Source organism: Pseudarthrobacter oxydans (assembly GCF_013314975.1).
Classification (GTDB): domain Bacteria; phylum Actinomycetota; class Actinomycetes; order Actinomycetales; family Micrococcaceae; genus Arthrobacter; species Arthrobacter oxydans.
Map to the genome: position 1 here is coordinate 1 of NZ_JABTYH010000085.1, position 911 is coordinate 911.

General features: G+C 65.2%; 1 pseudogene. It reads left to right on the forward strand.

The window, feature by feature from the left end:
* Positions 1 to 911: pseudogene (locus tag HTS88_RS21975) on the forward strand (amino acid permease); the annotation flags it as partial.

The window sequence follows — 911 nt, forward strand, 5'->3', positions numbered from 1 at the left end:
GGCACCTACTTCGTCATCTTCGGCACCCCCGTGGACGGCCAACAGGTCGGCCTGAGCCTGCTCTCAGACAACGGCGGGATCTTCCCCAACGGCCTGCTGCCCATGATCATCCTCATGCAGGGCGTCCTGTTCGCCTACGCCTCGATTGAACTCGTCGGCACCGCCGCGGGCGAAACCGAGAACCCGGAAAAGATCATGCCCAAAGCCATCAACTCCGTGGTGTTCCGCATCGCCGTGTTCTACGTCGGCTCCGTGATCCTCCTGGCCCTGCTGCTGCCCTACACCTCCTACGAAAAAGGCGTCAGCCCCTTCGTGACGTTCTTCGGCTCCATCGGCATCCAGGGCGTGGACGTCATCATGAACCTCGTCGTCCTCACCGCCGCCCTGTCCTCCCTCAACGCCGGGCTCTACTCCACCGGCCGGATCCTGCGCTCCATGTCCGTCAACGGCTCAGCCCCCAAGTTCGCCTCCCGCATGAACAAAGCCGGCGTCCCCTACGGCGGGATCGCCATCACCGCCGGAGTCTCCCTCCTCGGCGTCCCGCTGAACTACCTCGTCCCCGCCCAGGCCTTCGAAATCGTCCTCAACGTCGCCTCCGTGGGCATCATCATGACCTGGGCCACCATCGTCCTGTGCCAGCTCCAACTCAAACGCTGGGCAGACAAAGGCTGGCTGGAACGCCCCTCCTTCCGCATGATCGGCGCCCCCTACACCGGCTACCTCTCCCTGCTCTTCCTCGCCGGCGTCCTCACCATGGTCTTCATCGACTCCCCCCTCACCATGCTCGTCACCGCCATCGCCTCCGCCCTCATGATCGCCGGCTGGTACGCCTGCCGCACCCGCATCCGCGAAATCGCCCAAACCCGCGAAGGCCACACCGGACTCTCCCCCGTCATCGCCAACCCGCCCGC